Below are 15808 nucleotides of genomic sequence, written 5' to 3' on the forward strand. Positions count from 1 at the left end.
TGCGGGTTTGGCTTGAAGCCCGCTCGCGCCGTGGCGAGGTGTTTCATTGAACTGCGCCGGGTGAGTTCGGGTCGGTGAGTTAAAGAGGGAGGATCCGCAATGCCAGTCACACTCAGAACACTGACCGATGACGAAATACCGCAGGCTTACCGCGAACCTGACCTCGCCGAGCTGTACGAGGTCGACGACGGGGAGGGTGAGGTTCACTACCTGAAAAGTGACGCAGACGCAGCCAAGCTGGTCGTCGAACTGACAGAGAAACACGCGTCAGCCTGATGAGCCGCCCTGGAGGAGTACTGCGGCGCGCCAGGCACTGGTTGTCGCGACGCTGGATGACCCCCGCCCGCCAGCGATGGGCGGGCGTTTTGCTGATTATCCTCGGGCTTGTGGGGTGGTGCCTGAACCCCGGCAGCAGGTGGCCGTGGGTGCTGGCAACAGGGGTGATCTGGCTGCTTGCGGCATGCCCCGCAACCTGGTTTACCAGGAGCTCGCTCCGCTCACGCTTCGGAAAGCGTCGGGGTTGAGGTGTGAGCCATGAGTCACGCTTGTCCGAATTTCAAAGCAGGTGTGGGCAATATCTTCGCCATTCGTACGAATTGGCTGATATATTTTCTCCCTCGCCACGTCGTGGCTCATAACAAGTAGTAGGCTCCTCATGACTTACCAACTCTCCTCTGATCTGGGGCCAAACCACCCGCCGGTGACGGATATCCTCAACGCCCCCGGTGTCTGGGTAGAAGAACCCAATATCCGCAGAGGCGGCGAAAGCGGGGTGCTTAAGGTTGAGGTGGAAGGTTTCACCTTCTACAAAAAACAGCAGGTTGGGCATATCTACCGCAGCCTGTTGCACCCGTTCGGCTACCCAACGGTTGCCCGCGAAGCCAAGGCCTTGCGCGCTGCCGCTTCGCTTGGCGTGGCTACGCCTGCGCTGCTGCATAGCCATGTGCACAAACAAGCGGGCGAATGGCAGGCCGTGATGGTTACCGCCGCGCTGGACGGGTACTTGTCGCTGGAGGACTTCTACCTGCAAGGCGTGGATAAAACCGTTGGGCCTCGGCGCCATCACGAGATCCTTGAGGCATACGGGCGTGCGCTGGCCAGGTTGAACCTTGGGCGTTGGCAGCATGGTTGCCTGTACCTGAAACATGTGTTCGTCGATTTCAGCGAGTCGAGCATCAAGGTTGCCTTGCTCGATTTCGAAAAAGCCCGCCAACGCATGACGGCGACCAAAGCCAGCCGCCACGACCTGCGGCAGGTCAAACGCAGGTCTGGCTGGGAGGCTGCGGAATGGGAGGCATTCTGCAGAGGCTACCGCTATGGTTACGGCGCTGACGTGGAGCGTTTTCTCTAATCACTCGGATCAACGTGGTGGGGGGGCGCCCACTTTCAGATTTGTCTGAGGATATTTCTCCTGCGGGTCCAGTCGGTAGCAATAACGACTGGACCACCGCTTTTGTGCAGGAGACCTCATGAGTGCCACCAAACGGGAACGTCAGTATCAGGCGTACCAAGCGCTGAAGCGGCTCAGTGATGCTGCCGGCGAAACCATGAAACAGATTGCCTACGACCAGTTTGATCACATCGACTGGCAGGAAACCTGCCGGCTCCACCGCGAGGTATTCGAGCGGTGGATCATCTATGCCCAGGCTCAAGGCCAGCTTCTTTCGAACCCGAATTCCGATACGCTCAACGCGCTGCCGCAATCGGTGGGCGGTTGCCTGCCCACGCGGCGAGGGTGTTAATGACAAATGCAGGTGTGCGCGTGCGGGGTTCTCTGTCTAGAGTTTTCAGTCGAAACACTGATTTCCAAACCACGGAGAATTACCCATGAAGATAAGGACACTTGCGGCTGCAAGCTTGGCGCTTGCCGCCATGTTGGGGATGTCGGCCGCCCAGGCTGAAGGCGAACTCGGCAAGGGTGTGCGGCACGATGTACGGGAAGTCGACAAAGGTGTGGACCACAGCGCCGATGAAGTCGATAAAGGTCTCCACCACGATGGCGAGGAGATGGAGAAAGGCGCCGACCACCTGGACAAGGAACGCCACAAGGCAGACAAGCACGTTGATAAAGAGGTCAAGAAGGACCTGTAGCCGTTCTGGACAACCTAAACGTTGAGGTGCGTTGAATGAAAACTATCATCGCAGTGGCGTTCGGCATTCTGCTGGCCCCAGGTTTTGCACTGGCCAAGGACCACCAGCATGAATGCGAGGCGGCCTTGGATAAACTGAAGGCAGCGACAGAAACAGACTTCACGCAAAACGGTCATCATGAGCATCAGCAGGCCAAGGAAGCGCATGCATCCGGGGACTACAAGAAGTGCGCTGACCAGGCCAACAAGGCGCTGTCTCATCAGAAGAACAGCTGATGAAGTAGTTAGAAAAGAGCCCAGGGTGCGCTGGGCTCATCGCCCTCAGTACTTCGCCCGCACCGTAAGCAGGTAGTTGCGGGGCTCCCCGTAGAAGTTGCCATACTCCGCCATGCCCACCGTCGAGTAGTACTTCTTGTCCGTCAGGTTGTTGGCGTTGAGTGACACCGTCCAGTGTGTGTCCAGCGCGTATTCGGCGTGCGCATTCCACAAGGCATAGCCCGCCTGCGAAAAGGCGTAGGTGTTGGACGTTTCTTCCAGTTCCCCGTCTGCGCCCCTGGCGTATACCGTACCGCTGACGTAGGCGGGCGTCTGCGCGACAACGCCGCCGCCTACCTTGAACTTGTTCAAGGCGCCCGGAAGTTGGTAGGTGGCAAACAATTTGAACAGGTGCTTGGGCGTTACCGTGTTGTAGGCATTGCCGGCAATGTTGTTGCGGGTGGTGTTGAACGTGTACCCCAAGGTCGCCTGGAGGCCGTCCGCCAACTGGCCGCTGACTTCCAGGTCTATGCCCTTGCTCACATTTTTGCCGCCGTCACGGTAGCAGCAGTCGGATGCGTCGCCTGGGCGGTCGTAAATGCCTTCGCCGTCGCGGTTCACGTAATAGATGGCCGCGTAGGTATTCACGCGGCCATCGAACAGCTCGCCCTTGATACCAAACTCGTTGCTCACACCGGTGATGGGTTGCAGCGGTGCGCCTGAACGGTCACGCAATGAGGCCTGGGACTTGTAGATATCGGCGCGGCTGAAGTACAGGCTCCAGGCCGGCGAAAGCGCATAGGTGGCCCCGTAGAAGGGCGTTAGCACGTCCCGGTCGCGGAAGAACGTACCCGATGAAGAACCGTTGGCGTTGCGGCGCGTGTAGCGTTGTTCATAGTTGCTGTAGCGGGTGCCGACAATGAGGTGCAGAGGCTCGGCGATGTGTATCCGCCAGCTGCCGTACAGGCCTTTTTGTTCGATGCGCTGGACGTCCCGATAACTGAACGCCGAGTCGCTCGCTGAGGAGGGGTAGTCGTGGGGGTCGAACACATAGATATTATCGATTTCCCGATACGCCCCCTGGCGGTGATCGGACCCAAAGTAGTTGTTTGTCCAGCTGGCCCCAAGCAGGAAGTCGTTCTCGAAACCGCCGAGGGTTTCCGAGCCTTTCACGTTCAGGTCATAGGCCCTGGAATAGTAACCCTGCTGTTGACCCTGCCAATTGGCGGCAGACCCGGCACCGGTTGCCGGATCGATGGCGCCGTAAAAGTTGTAGTAACTGCGGTCTTGGTCCATCACCGCCACCGTGATGTCCAGGGTGGCAGCCCAGCGCTCGCCCAGCTGTTGGTTCAGGGTGGCGAAGTAGGATTGGGTCTTGCTGTTCTTGTAGTCATGAGCCCCGCCCAAGAAGGTGCTGCGTGGCAACTTCAAGTCTGCACCGTCCAGTGCCCGTGGCCAGCCGTACGCCTGGTCTGCGGACTTCGCGTCGTCGTTGGTCAGGCCTGCCAGCACGGTGGTGGTGTCGGTGATGTCAGCTTCGATCACGCCATAGAACAGGCTGCGCTCGGCATTGGCGGTGTCGTAGAACATATCGCGGTTGTTGTAGACCACCACCGTCCGCCCGCGCACCTTGCCGTCCAGAGCCAGCGGGCCGCTCACGTCCAGCTGTGTGCGGTAGTTGTGCCAACTGCCCACGGATGTTTCCAGGCCATACTGGTTCTCGAAGGTAGGCTTCTTCCTGACCAGGTTGATGGTGCCGCCTGGCTCGCCGGCGCCGGAGAACAGGCCGTCGGAGCCGCGCAGTACTTCCACCCGGTCATAGATGGCCATGTCGTGGTCTTTGGGCGAGTAGGTGGCGTTGTCGATAGGTGCACCGCCATCCACCCGGTAACTGGTGATTTCAAACCCCCGCGACAGGTAACGGGAGTTGGTGAGGCTGCCCTGATAGGGCGTGATGCCGGTGGTTTGCAGCATCACGTCGTTGATGGAGTTGAGGCCCTGGTCTTCGATCCTTTGCCGGGTCATCACGCTCACAGTTTGCGGCGTGTCCTTGATCGACTGGGGCGTCTTGCCGAGGGTGACCTGCCCCGTGGTGTAGGAACCAGTGCCTTCACTGACCGTACCTGACCAGCCTGCCGACGCATTGACGTCGGTTGGCTGCAGCTGCAGGGCGTGCTCGTCGCTGGCAACCAGGGTGTAGCTGTTGGCCGAGCGCTCCAACGCCTGCAGGCCGGTACCCTGCAACAGCGCGTGCAGCGCTGCTGCGCCAGTGAGGTGGCCCTTTACCCCCATCGAGCGCTTGGCCAGCGTGGTGGCGGGTTCGAACGACAGGTTTGCCCCGGTGACGCGGGCATAGTCAGCGATGGCGTTCTCCAGGTTACCGCCAGCGATATTGAAGTCGTACTGTGCTGCACTGCCCTGCGCCCAGGCCGCCAATGGATAGACGCTGGCCGCCATCGGTGCGGTGAGCAGGGCTGCAGTGATCACCACTGAGCATGCGCGTTTGTTGAAGGGCGGTGAGGGGTGGGCACTCTGTAGCATGTCGGGTCCTTAAGGTGGCAGTGAAGGGCGTCTTTGCGCCTCTACTGACCTAGTCGGACGAGAATCAAAAACACCAACCCCTGGGCGCTGAATTCACGCAGGTTCCACCGTGGCCCAATAGCGGGTGAAGCGGTTGATACGCACAGGCAGTGTGCCGCTGAGGTTGTCCAGCACCCGGTCGGTGTCCCCCAACTGGAATGCCCCCGACACACGCAACCCCGCAACCGCAGGGTCACAGGCCAGGTGCCCGGGGCGGTAGCGTGACAGCTCGTCGATGAACGCCCCCAGGGGCCAGCCACTGACCTCCAGCTGGCCGCCACTCCATGCGCCGGCGCCTGCCTGCAGCGGCAGCACCGCGCCGTGGGACGAGGCAGTGAAGCGCAGCTGCTGGCCGGCCTCAAGGTGTACCGTGGCGTCTGCATTAGCCACCTCAATGGCCTGTTCAAGCACGCTGGCCTGGGCCCAGGCGTTCTCGCTGCGCACCAGAAACCGCGCGGCGTGGGTATGAATTCGGCCTTGTGCAAGCTGCACGATCAGAGGCCGCTGCCCCGGGTCAGCCGCTGTGCCCACCAGCAGTTCGCCATGGTGCAGGGTGATCAGCCGCTGGGTGGCGCTGAAGTCGATGCCCATGGCCGTGCGGGTGTTGAGCGTGACCTGCGTGCCATCCGGCAGCCGCACCTGCTGACGCTGGGCAGTGGCTGTACGATAGGTGGCCAGCGCGCCTTGCCAGGGTGTGACGCTTGCCGCCAGGCCCGCCGCGCTGGCTGCCATGAGCACCCCCAAGACTTTCAACACACTGCGCCTGTCGACGACGGTGGCCTGCAGCAGGGGCCGTGCCGTGACCCCGTCCAGGCGCCCGAAGCTGGCCTGCAAGCGTTCTACCCGCGCCCAGGCCTGAGCGTGGTGCGGGTGGCTGCGTAACCATTCGGCGTGGGCCTTGCAGGCCTGCTCATCGCCCTGGTTGAGGGCAACGTACCAGGTAGCAGCTGCCTCCAGCGTTTTGATGTCCAGCGTATCGCTCAAGGCTCAGTCATCCATCAGCAGCAGGCAATGGGTCATGGCCCGTACGAAATGTTTGCTCACGGTATTGGTCGACAACCCCAGCTGGCGTGCGATTTCCACGTGCTTCAACCCGTCGAGCTGTGCCAGCAAAAACACCTCGCGGGTGCGTGTACCCAGGCCGTCCAACAGTTTGTCGATCTGCACAAGGGCTTGCATGATCATCTCGCGCTGCTCGGCGCAGATCGCAACAGGTGTGGGCGCGGCTGCCAGGCTGTCCAGATAGGCTTGCTCCAGTAGCCGACGCCGGTACTGGTCGATCATCAGGCTGCGGGCGATGCGGCTCAGGTAGCCGCGAGGGAAGCTCAGGCGAACCTGCTGGCGCTGCGCGAGCAAGCGCACGAATGTGTCCTGTGCGATATCGGCAGCCTGTTCACGGCACCCCAACTTGCGTCTTAGCCAGTGGCGCAGCCATTCGCTGTGTTCAGCATACAGGGCGTGAAACGATTGAGGTTCGGAGGTGTGGGACATCAACAGCAAACCCGTAGGCAGTTTTACTGATAATGTATCTCATTAGTATATTGCCTGCCTACAGGGTGCCCGTCGCGCCTCCCACCGCATTCACGCCCTCCAGTGTGGTAAACGAAATATCTTTGGCGGTGAGCAGAAAGTCGCTCATGTAAGCCATCTCCAGCATGTCGCTTCGTACCCCGGCGTACAGCGTTGCCTGCACGCCTTCAGCGCCCAGGCGCCTGGCGAGCACGTAGCCACGGGTGGTGTATTCATGCACCGCCCAGTTTGGCAGGCAGCAGACACCCCGGCCGCTGGCCACCAGTTGCATCATCATGATGGTCATTTCTGCCGTGCGCACCTGTGCGGGTTCAAGGTCGGCCGGGTCCAGGAAGCGGGTGAAGATGTCCAGCCGGTCGCGCTCGATGGGGTAGGTGATCAAGGTCTGCCCGGTGAGGTCGGCAGGTTCCACGTAGGCTTTTGCACGCAGCGCATGGTGTTTGTCGATGGCCAGCACGGCCTCGTACCCGAACAGCGGCACGTAGGTGATGCCGGGCAGAGGAATGGGGTCGGAGGTGACCACCAGGTCCAGGTCGCCGCGTGCCAAGGCCGGCAGTGGCGCAAACGACAGCCCCGACGCGAGGTCCAGTTCCACCTCTGGCCAGGCGCTGCGAAACGCGTCCAGCGAGGGCATCAGCCACTGGTAGCAACTGTGGCATTCGATGGCGATGTGCAACCGGTCCGCCGCACCGCCTGCCAGTTTGGCCAGGTTACGCTCGGTGCTGCGGATAAGCGGCAGCACCTGGTCCGCCAACTGCAACAGCTTCAAGCCTGCAGTGGTGAAACGCACCGGTTTGGACTTGCGCACGAACACCGGCATGCCCACCCGGCTTTCCAGCTCGCGAAACTGATGCGACAGCGCCGACTGGGTCAGGTGCAGGCGTTCGGCAGCGTCGGGCAGGCTATCGGCCTCGCGCAGGGCACGCAGGGTGCGCAGGTGTCTGAGGTCGATCACGGGCAGCGCTAAGGCAGTTGCTGCGCAGCGAGCTCACGGCGCACGATGTCGGCACCTGCACTCAGCGCCCGCAGCTTGCCACTGGCCACCTGGCGGGGCAGGGGTGCCATGCCGCAGTTGGTGCACGGGTACAGCTTGTCGGCATCGACAAACGCCAGTGCCTTGCGCAGCGTATTGGCCACTTCCTCTGGCGTTTCGACGGTGTGGGTTGCCACGTCGATGGCGCCTACCATCACCTTCTTGCCACGGATCAGTTCGATGAGGTCCATGGGCACGCGTGAGTTGTGGCACTCCAGCGAAACAATGTCGATGCTGGACTGCTGCAGTTTCGGGAACGCTTCCTCGTACTGGCGCCACTCCGAACCCAGTGTCTTTTTCCAGTCGGTGTTGGCCTTGATGCCGTAGCCGTAACAGATATGCACGGCGGTTTCGCATTTCAGGCCTTCGATTGCCCGCTCCAGCGTTGCCACACCCCAGTCGTTCACTTCGTCGAAGAACACATTGAACGCGGGTTCGTCGAACTGGATGATATCCACGCCAGCCGCTTCCAGCTCGCGCGCTTCCTGGTTGAGAATCTTGGCGAACTCCCAGGCCAGCTTTTCGCGGCTCTTGTAGTGGCTGTCGTAGAGCGTGTCGATCATGGTCATCGGGCCAGGCAATGCCCACTTGATAGGCTGCCGGGTTTGCTGGCGCAGGAACCGCGCATCCTCTACGAACACCGGCTTGAGGCGGGCTACCTCGCCGACCACCGTGGGCACGCTGGCATCGTAGCGGTCACGGATTCGGACGGTTTCGCGCTTTTCGAAATCGACGCCGCTGAGGTGTTCGATGAACGTGGTAACGAAGTGCTGACGGGTCTGTTCGCCGTCGCTGACAATATCGATGCCGGCGTGCTGTTGTTCTTGCAGCGCCAGGCGCAATGCATCCTGCTTGCCTTCGCGCAAGCCTGCGTCTTGCAGCTTCCACGGTGACCACAGGGTTTCAGGCTCTGCGAGCCAGGAGGGTTTCGGCAAGCTGCCGGCGGTGGAAGTGGGCAGTAACGTTTTCATGGACAGTAGCCTTGCATGCAGGGGCGGTCAGGCCGCGTAGTTCGCGGACCATTGCTCGAGAATCGTGTGGTAGGGCGTGATGAAGTGCGCTTCGGCAAATCGCCCTTGTTCAATGGCCAGCCGGCTGCGCTCTTCGCGGTCGTACACGATGCGCGTCAGCGAGTAATCACCGTGCTCGAGGCTGGGCTGGTAAGTGGCGCCCGCCACGGCATTGGCATTGTAGATTTCAGGCCGGTAGATCTTCTGGAAGGTGTCCATCGTGCTGACGGTGCTGATCAGTTCCAGGGCGGTGTAATCGTTAAGCAGGTCCCCGGCGAAATAGAAGGCCAGCGGCGCCACACTGTTGGGCGGCATGAAGTAGCGAACGCGCAACCCCATCTTTGCAAAATAGTCATCGGTCAGGGAGTACGCGTCCTGCTGGTACTCGTAACCCAATACCGGGTGCTGGTTCTCGGTGCGACGGTAGGTGCGGCTGCTGGAGACACTCAGGCAAATAACCGGCTGTTTTTCAAAGTGCGTCCGGTAGGCATCCGATTGCAGGAAGTGTTTGAACAGCTTGCCATGCAACTCGCCGAAGTGCGCAGGGGTGCTGAATGCCTTCCGGTCGCGGTTGTGCTCCAGCAGAACGACACTGAAATCATAATCGCGCACGTAGGACGAAAAGTTATTGCCGACGACGCCTGGCAGGCGGGCCCCTGTTTGCTGGTCGACAACGGTGGTTTTAAGAATTTCGATCAGGGGCAGGGCGGTACCGCTGCGCCCGCTGCCGATCGCCATTTCGACAGAAACGATATCCAGTTCTACGCGGTAGCGGTCGGCGTTTGGGTTGTCCCAATGGGCCAGGGCATTGAAGCGGTTATTGATCATGCCCAAGGTATTGCGCAGGTTTTCCTGGCGCTGCTCACCCCGCGCCAAGTTGGCAAAGTTGGTGGTGATGCGGGTGTTTTCGCAGGGGCGATAATGTTCGTCAAAACTCACGCTTTTAAGGCTGAATGTAAACGGGGAAGTTGTCATGATCACGAGGTCCACTCAGATGCCAAGGCCTTCAAATTGAGGGGCATCTTAAAGTGGCGCATTGGCCAGGCGGAACTGAAACGATTTCAGCCCGCCTTCAATCCTGTTCATGACGTGACCGGCGCACGGTTTCAGGCCGGGGTGGCCACCTTGTTGAACCGCCGCGCCAGAAACGGCGTGATATCCAGCGGCAGGGCTTCGTCGTGGATCACTTTGTCCAGCATGACCCCTGTGATGGCCGAGGTCAGGATGCCGGTGCGGAAATGCCCGCAGGCATTGAAGTACCCCGGCATGTCGTCCACGGGGCCCAGAATCGGCAGTTCATCTGGCGAGCCTGGCCGCAGGCCGGCCCAGGTGCGCTTCAGGTTGACGTCGGCCAGTGCCGGCACGCAACGGGTTGCACCCTGCACCAGGCTGCTGATCTCCGGGAATGTGGTGGTGACGTCATAGCCCTTTTCCTCGGTGGTGCTGCCTATCAGGATTTCGCCGTTATCCTTCTGCGCCATATAGCAATCGCTGGTGGTGATGCAGCCGTTCAGCAGCTTGGGCAGGCGCTCGGTCAACACGATCTGGCCTTTCACCGGCTTCACCGGGATGGACAGCCCTGTAGCCCATTCACTCAGCTCGGCGGCCCAGGCACCGGCTGCGTTGATCAGGGTGCTGCAATGGAAATCCCCCGCCTGCGCCGTGCGCACGCCCTTGACCCGCCCACCTTGGTGCAACACGCCTGTCACCGGAGTGTTGAGGTACAGGTCGACGCCGTTCTGCCGCGCCGCTTCCATATACGCATCGCCCAGGCGATAAGGGCTCACCTGGTGGTCGCAGAGAAACTCCAGGGCGCCATTGGCCTGGTCGGTGACGGCGGGCTCCGTGTCGCGCAAGGCCTTGCGGTCCAGCCAGCGCACCTGCGCCTGCAGGTGCGGGATGTGCCGCACGATGTGCTCGGCGTACAGCTGGTCCTCGTCGTCCTGGATCACGTACTTGAGGCCAGTGCGCTCGAACTTGAAGTCCATGCCATGGCGTTCGATCAGTTCCTGGTGCAGCTGGGGGTACAGCGCATTGGACTGTAAGGCCAGGTCGAAAAAACACTGGGGCAGGATGTGCGGCGTACTCGAATCCACCGCCACTGCCGCGCCATGGGCCTGGCGCTTGGCCTGGGACGAGAGCATGCGAAAGAAGATGACCCCGCAGCCCAGGCCCACCGATTCGCCGATGGCCCACAGCCCCCCGGCCGAGGCGCGGGTGGCGTTGCCAGGGCGCTTGTCGTCGATCAGCGCAATGCGCAGGTTGCCGCGCTTTGACAGCTGGTACGCACACGAAGCGCCAATTACCCCGGCGCCGGCGATTACGATGTCGTAGGTCTTGTTCATGTCAGGCCTCCGTGCCCAAGTGCTTGAATGCGGAAAACGGGACGGGGTCCACCGGGAACCTCGGCCTTAACCAACCCACGTCGGCACGGCCGGTGGCGGCGCGCAAGCGGTCGCTGCAATAGCCCACGCACATACGACCCTGGCAGTCGCCCATGCTGACCCGGGTGCGCATTTTCAGCCCGGCCATGTCCTGCACGCCCTGCTGCAGGGCGAGGTCGATGGCATCCCGGGTGACCTGTTCGCAGCGGCAGATCACCGTGTCGGCCTGTGGCAGCTCGACTTGCGCGGGGCCCCGTGCGGTGTAGCGCTCCACCCCGGAGCGAAAGCGGCCAATGCCCGCCAGTTGCGCCAGGTAATGCTCGCGCCGCTCGATGGCCTGCTCGGCGTTGAGCACGCCGCGCTGGTGCAGAATAGACAACGCCGCTATACGCCCGGTCAGCATCGCTGCCTCACCCCCGCGGATGCCAGCCATGTCGCCGGCCAGGTGAATGTGCGGCACGTTGCTCTGCTGCCACGCGTTGCATTCAGCACGCAGGTAGCCGTCTGCGCTGTAGCCATGGGCCAGCCCCAACTGCTGGCTTAGCTGGGTGCGCGGAATGAAGCCATAACCCACTGCCAGGGTTTGCACCGACTCGCGCTGCACCCGTTTCAGGTCGGCCTGCCAGGCCTGGTCGTAGGGCGCAACGCTGACCTCGCTCAACTCCCCCTCACCACGCGCCGCCACCACGCCCCAGCCGTAGTGCATGGGGATGCCATGCAATTTGAGATAGCCCAGCATGCTCAGGCCATCGAGAAACAGCTGCGGCTTGTTCATCAGCGCCAGGGTCTCCCGGGCAATGCGGGAGAAGGCACAGGCCTCAAATACACCTGTTACTTTGGCGCCGGCTGCATGCAGTTGGCAGGCAACCAGTGGCAGCAACGGGCCGGTACCGGCAATCAACGTACGGCCCAGCGGCTTCACCACGTTGCTCTTGATCTGCAACTGCAACCCGCCCAGCAGCATCACCCCGGGCAAAGTCCAGCCCGGGAATGGCACATTGCGTTCGTGGCAGCCTGCCGCCAGTACCAGTTGTTCATAGCCCACCGGCTGCAGCTGCTCCTGCTCGTCGAGCACCATCAGGTTCTGGTTGTCGGCGCCTACCACGCGGCTGTTGAGGCGCAGGTCGATGTGCCTGGCGCAGGTGGCAAAGTCTGCGTGCAGCTTGCCCAGGGCCTTGCTGTAGCGTGCGCCCAGGTAACCCACGTCTACACCACCTCTCAGTGGCCCGCGAAACACCACCCCACCAGGGCGCGACGCTTCGTCGATAAGCACACTGCCCACCCCCTCGTTGGCCAGCTCGATGGCGGCAGCCATACCGGCCGAGCCACCGCCGACAATTACTGGGCGCATGCTCATGCCGGCACCTCGCTGCAGATCGGGTTGACCAGGGTTTCGACACGCATGCCCGGGCGTACCACGGTCTGGCAGGCGCGACGCTTGGCGCGGCCGTCGATGGCCACCAGGCAGCAATGGCATACACCCATGCCGCAGAACGCGCCACTGACCTGGCCGTGGTCGTTGCGCGCCAGCTGGCGCAAGCCCACGGCGTTGAGCACGCTGAGCACCGTTTCGCCTGGGGCTGCGTTGACGGGTGATCCGTTGATATGGAGGGTGATGGGGTCAGCCGCAAGCGGCTGGATATCGAGGGTTCGTTCCATGAAGTACTCCTGCAATCCGTGTGCATGGGGTGGCACAGAGTACGGAAGATAGTTGCAGGAAAAATTGACCTGGAGCGGTGAATTAGTTGGATTCTATTGTAGGTAAAAACATGAGGTGACAGCCGGTCAATCCGCGTGCAAGGTCAGCATCAGCCTTCGGGAAGGCTGATGCCACAAACGAACTCATCGGAACCTAACCGGTGTGATCCGTACTCCACAACGTAATCCGCACCGCGTCGGCGGACCTCCACAGTTGCGATAGCGTGGTCGGCGTACACATCCACCAAATGCCACGGATGGCGATCACGCAATACGCCCCACCCAAACACCCAGCCTTCTTTGAAAGGGTCTTTGGGCAGGTTTTTCGCAAGGCTGCGAATGGTCATGAAAGGCTCCTGATAACACCCGAACTCACGGCAGGTACAGGATGGTGTAGGACGCGTCACACTTGGGGCCGAGCACTACAGGTTTCTCGAACAGCGTAGTACCGGTCAGCCCGACGCCGTAATGTGCACCGCTGGCTTTTTCCAGGCGAGCCCACAAACCCAGGTCATGGATTTCGATACGCGTGGCCACGCGGGCATGGTGGCCGAGTTCGTACTCGATGCGCTCTACAACATCTTTGGCTTCTTCTTCTGTCATGCTGTGTGCTCCTCGCCAAACCAAGTACCGCCCACACCCAGGTGAACACCTGGCATGAGCCCTCACAATTAATTAGAGCCCAAGACAGCCGGGTTGGTTCTTTTACCCGACGGACGTGAGGTGCGCGTGCCACCCACCTTAATTTCTGAACTCTTCAAAGTAGCGCCGCCTCAATTGAGAAACATCTTGAGGCAATATTTCGATGCTCCCACACAGCCAGCAAGGTCAAGGTCCCATCACGTTTGTATTGATGCACTTTCTGGGTGGATCCCATCGCACGTGGGGCCCCACATTGCCGTTTCTTGACCGCGAACACACCTGTGTGGCGCTGAATACGCCGGGCTACGGCGATGCGCGCGACGTTACGGGTTATACGGTCGAGCAGATGGCAGACCATGTAGACCTCAGCATTCGTGAGCTCGGGCTGCAGCGTTGCATTCTTGTGGGCCATTCCATGACCGGCAAGGTAGCCGTGGTGCTGGCTTCGCGCCGGCCAGCCTACCTGCAAGGGCTGGTGCTGGTTGCGCCATCGCCACCCGGGCCACAACCGATGAGCGACAGCGACCGTGACCGGCAGCGTGCCTACGGCGCCTCCAGGGAAGAGGCAGAGGCGTTTGTTGATGAATCCAGTTTTCACCGTTTGCCCGAAGCCCTGCGCGAAGTCGCCATTGCCGATGCCCAGTCGGTGAACCTGGAGGCCTGGCGTGCCTGGGTTGACCACGGCAGCCGCGAGGACTGGCAATACCGCATCGGCACCCTGCCTTACCCAGCGCTGCTGATATGCGGCAGCGATGACGTGCAGGTCCCCGGCCCAGACGAGCAGCAGCGCACCACCTTGTCGCATTTCCCGGACCACTTGCTGCTCACGCTCCCCGGCGCAGGTCACCTGATGCCCCTGCAAACCCCGCAGGCGTTGGCCCACCCCATGCTCAAATTTGCTGAACGTATCGCTGCATCTACCCCTGAAGGAGAACGTTGATGGACTTAGGCTTGAGTAACCGTGTAGCTCTCATCAGCGGCGCCGCTGGCGGGATAGGCCTGGCAACCGCACACTTGTTGGCGGGTGAGGGTGTAAAGCTGGTATTGACGGATATGGACCCGGACAAGCTGAAAAAGACTGCAGCTGACCTGCAGGGCGAGCCCCTGCTGATTGCCGCAGACATGACTGACCAAGGGGAAGTCGACGGGCTCGTGCGCCAAGCAGAAGCCCACTTTGGCCAAGTGGATATCGTCGTGCATACCGCAGGGGTAACCGGTGCCAAGGGCGACCCGCTCGAGCTGGCGGATGCCGACTACCAAGAGGCCTGGGACACTGACTTCTTCAGCGCTGTGCGCATCGCCCGGGCAGCCATACCGGCCATGCGCAAACGGGGTTGGGGCCGCCTGGTGTGCATCACCTCGGAAAACGCCGTCCAGCCGTATTGGGAAGAGGCCGTGTACAACGTGGCCAAGGCCGCGCTGGCAGCTTTCATCAAGAACCTGTCGTACAAGGAAGCAGCCCACGGTGTGCTGTGCAATACCGTATCCCCGGCCTTCATCGAAACAGGCATGACCGACGGCATGATGAAAAAGCGTGCCGAGGAAAAGGGCGTCAGTTTCGACGAGGCGGTGAAGAGCTTCCTGGAAGAAGAACGCCCGGGCATCGTGCAACAGCGGCGTGGCCAGCCAGAGGAGGTAGCGGCAGCCATCGCCTTGCTGGTATCCGAGCGGGCCTCCTTCATCAATGGCAGCAACCTGCGGGTTGATGGCGGGTCGGTACAGAGCGTTCAGAACTGACCAGTGCCATGCAGCGGGTTGCAATGCGGCCCGCTGCGGCGCCGTGGCACAGCTCAAGGCCTCAGCCGGAAACAGGCTCGATCAGTTGGGCGCCTTCGCAGCGCACGTTACCCACACTGGCATCCACTTTGTACCAGGTAAAAGCTGAGGCTGGGCGGCCGGCGCTGTGCACGATGGCCTCTGCCCGTTGCGCTGTGGTGCGCGGATCAAGCCATTCCCTGGCCAGGGTTGGTGTAAGCACCAGCGGCTTGCGGGCGTGAATAGCCGCAAGTCCTCCATCTGCAGCCGTAGTAAGCACCACGAAACCACCACCCTGTTCAGGCCTCGCATCTGCTAGGGCGGCGAAGAACAGCGCCTCCCCGTTGGCCGCCTGTATATGGTAGGGCTGCTTGCCTTTCAACGCGCCAGGGTCGCTGAGCCACTCGAACCAGCCATTTGCCGGCGCCAAGGCGCGCCCATTGGGCCACAGCGCTTTGAAGAAAGGCGATTGCGTGACCGTTTCGGCCCGTGCATTGATGGGTCTCGGGCCCTTGCCAGTGGCCCAGGGTGGCGCCCAACCCCACGGCACATTGCTCACACTCAAGCCACCTGGCGCTTCACGTATAACCGCCGCCTGGCTGCGCGGCGCTACGTTGTAGCGGTTGATCGGCGCTTCGTCATAGCCATTGATTACCACCAGGTCCAGGGCCAGCTGGCGCAAGTAGAAGTCCATGCTCTCGTAGAGCGAATAGCGCCCGCACATGGTTAATCTCCCGTCGCTGCTGCTGGCTCGCCAGCAATGCAGGGTATTTGATCTGTATGTATATACAGTTTGTTCTGCATGCGCAGTAAAGGCCAGCGGCCGTGCAG

The 15808-nt window shown here is 61.4% G+C and carries 19 protein-coding genes; 7 read left to right on the forward strand and 12 right to left on the reverse strand.

Going from position 1 to position 15808, the window contains the following annotated elements:
• The first annotated feature begins 99 nt into the window (after nucleotides 1–99).
• The 5 genes from IAE36_RS06845 (at nucleotide 100) to IAE36_RS06865 (ending at nucleotide 2366) form a co-directional block, all read left to right on the forward strand.
• Nucleotides 100–276 carry a hypothetical protein gene (locus IAE36_RS06845; protein ID WP_154660064.1) on the forward strand — a complete coding sequence of 59 codons (177 nt, stop codon included), beginning with the start codon at nucleotides 100–102 and terminating at the stop codon, nucleotides 274–276.
• 379 nt (nucleotides 277–655) lie between these two features.
• Complete coding sequence (locus IAE36_RS06850) at nucleotides 656–1351, forward strand: lipopolysaccharide kinase InaA family protein (protein ID WP_201211363.1); 696 nt, start codon at nucleotides 656–658, stop codon at nucleotides 1349–1351.
• Between the two features lie 118 nt (nucleotides 1352–1469).
• Nucleotides 1470–1742, forward strand: a complete 273-nt coding sequence (locus IAE36_RS06855; RefSeq protein ID WP_201211365.1) for a hypothetical protein — start codon at nucleotides 1470–1472, stop codon at nucleotides 1740–1742.
• Between the two features lie 85 nt (nucleotides 1743–1827).
• The gene (locus tag IAE36_RS06860; RefSeq protein WP_201211367.1) at nucleotides 1828–2091 is read left to right on the forward strand and encodes a hypothetical protein; all 264 of its coding nucleotides are present in this window, start codon (nucleotides 1828–1830) and stop codon (nucleotides 2089–2091) included.
• Between the two features lie 35 nt (nucleotides 2092–2126).
• Nucleotides 2127–2366 (forward strand): hypothetical protein, encoded by a 240-nt coding sequence (locus IAE36_RS06865; protein ID WP_201211369.1) that lies wholly within the window; start codon nucleotides 2127–2129, stop codon nucleotides 2364–2366.
• Nucleotides 2367–2411: 45 nt separating this feature from the next.
• On the opposite strand, the gene IAE36_RS06870 is transcribed toward IAE36_RS06865, so the two are convergent.
• The 11 genes from IAE36_RS06870 to IAE36_RS06920 all read right to left on the reverse strand — a co-directional run bounded on the left by IAE36_RS06870 (nucleotide 2412) and on the right by IAE36_RS06920 (nucleotide 13183).
• A complete protein-coding gene (locus tag IAE36_RS06870; RefSeq protein ID WP_201211371.1) occupies nucleotides 2412–4886 on the reverse strand; it encodes a TonB-dependent siderophore receptor in 2475 nt (824 codons plus the stop codon).
• A 93-nt stretch (nucleotides 4887–4979) separates the two neighbouring features.
• Nucleotides 4980–5909 carry a FecR domain-containing protein gene (locus tag IAE36_RS06875; protein WP_201211372.1) on the reverse strand — a complete coding sequence of 310 codons (930 nt, stop codon included), beginning with the start codon at nucleotides 5907–5909 and terminating at the stop codon, nucleotides 4980–4982.
• Between the two features lie 3 nt (nucleotides 5910–5912).
• Nucleotides 5913–6416 carry a sigma-70 family RNA polymerase sigma factor gene (locus IAE36_RS06880; protein WP_028633415.1) on the reverse strand — a complete coding sequence of 168 codons (504 nt, stop codon included), beginning with the start codon at nucleotides 6414–6416 and terminating at the stop codon, nucleotides 5913–5915.
• Nucleotides 6417–6474: 58 nt separating this feature from the next.
• Nucleotides 6475–7410, reverse strand: coding sequence for a LysR family transcriptional regulator (locus IAE36_RS06885; RefSeq protein ID WP_201211374.1), 936 nt, complete (start codon nucleotides 7408–7410; stop codon nucleotides 6475–6477).
• Between the two features lie 8 nt (nucleotides 7411–7418).
• Nucleotides 7419–8459 (reverse strand): methionine synthase, encoded by a 1041-nt coding sequence (locus IAE36_RS06890; RefSeq protein WP_028633413.1) that lies wholly within the window; start codon nucleotides 8457–8459, stop codon nucleotides 7419–7421.
• A 27-nt stretch (nucleotides 8460–8486) separates the two neighbouring features.
• On the reverse strand, nucleotides 8487–9473 hold the full coding sequence (locus IAE36_RS06895; RefSeq protein WP_028633412.1) for a DUF1852 domain-containing protein: 987 nt from the start codon (nucleotides 9471–9473) through the stop codon (nucleotides 8487–8489).
• Nucleotides 9474–9604: 131 nt separating this feature from the next.
• Nucleotides 9605–10843: a cyanide-forming glycine dehydrogenase subunit HcnC gene (gene hcnC / locus IAE36_RS06900; RefSeq protein WP_201211376.1), complete on the reverse strand. Its 1239-nt coding sequence runs from the start codon at nucleotides 10841–10843 to the stop codon at nucleotides 9605–9607.
• A 1-nt stretch (nucleotide 10844) separates the two neighbouring features.
• On the reverse strand, nucleotides 10845–12239 hold the full coding sequence (gene hcnB / locus IAE36_RS06905) for a cyanide-forming glycine dehydrogenase subunit HcnB (RefSeq protein WP_201211379.1): 1395 nt from the start codon (nucleotides 12237–12239) through the stop codon (nucleotides 10845–10847).
• Nucleotides 12236–12541 (reverse strand): (2Fe-2S)-binding protein, encoded by a 306-nt coding sequence (locus tag IAE36_RS06910; protein ID WP_033728003.1) that lies wholly within the window; start codon nucleotides 12539–12541, stop codon nucleotides 12236–12238. The genes hcnB and IAE36_RS06910 overlap by 4 nt, the downstream gene beginning before the upstream one ends.
• Nucleotides 12542–12690: 149 nt before the next feature.
• Entirely contained in the window at nucleotides 12691–12927 is a 237-nt protein-coding gene (locus IAE36_RS06915; protein WP_201211387.1) for a hypothetical protein, read from the reverse strand.
• A 25-nt stretch (nucleotides 12928–12952) separates the two neighbouring features.
• Complete coding sequence (locus tag IAE36_RS06920; RefSeq protein WP_033728001.1) at nucleotides 12953–13183, reverse strand: hypothetical protein; 231 nt, start codon at nucleotides 13181–13183, stop codon at nucleotides 12953–12955.
• A 250-nt stretch (nucleotides 13184–13433) separates the two neighbouring features.
• Here IAE36_RS06920 and IAE36_RS06925 point away from each other — a divergent pair, with 250 nt between their 5' ends.
• Nucleotides 13434–14162 (forward strand): alpha/beta fold hydrolase, encoded by a 729-nt coding sequence (locus IAE36_RS06925; protein WP_268933060.1) that lies wholly within the window; start codon nucleotides 13434–13436, stop codon nucleotides 14160–14162.
• On the forward strand, nucleotides 14162–14959 hold the full coding sequence (locus IAE36_RS06930) for an SDR family NAD(P)-dependent oxidoreductase (RefSeq protein ID WP_201211391.1): 798 nt from the start codon (nucleotides 14162–14164) through the stop codon (nucleotides 14957–14959). Before IAE36_RS06925 ends, IAE36_RS06930 begins: the two co-directional genes overlap by 1 nt.
• A gap of 61 nt (nucleotides 14960–15020) precedes the next feature.
• Here the strand turns inward: IAE36_RS06930 and IAE36_RS06935 are convergent, their stop codons facing one another.
• Nucleotides 15021–15701, reverse strand: a complete 681-nt coding sequence (locus tag IAE36_RS06935; RefSeq protein WP_201211393.1) for an SOS response-associated peptidase — start codon at nucleotides 15699–15701, stop codon at nucleotides 15021–15023.
• Between the last annotated feature and the right edge of the window lie 107 nt (nucleotides 15702–15808).

Origin of the sequence: Pseudomonas sp. S36, from assembly GCF_016647875.1 — a bacterium.
Lineage (GTDB): Bacteria > Pseudomonadota > Gammaproteobacteria > Pseudomonadales > Pseudomonadaceae > Aquipseudomonas > Aquipseudomonas parafulva.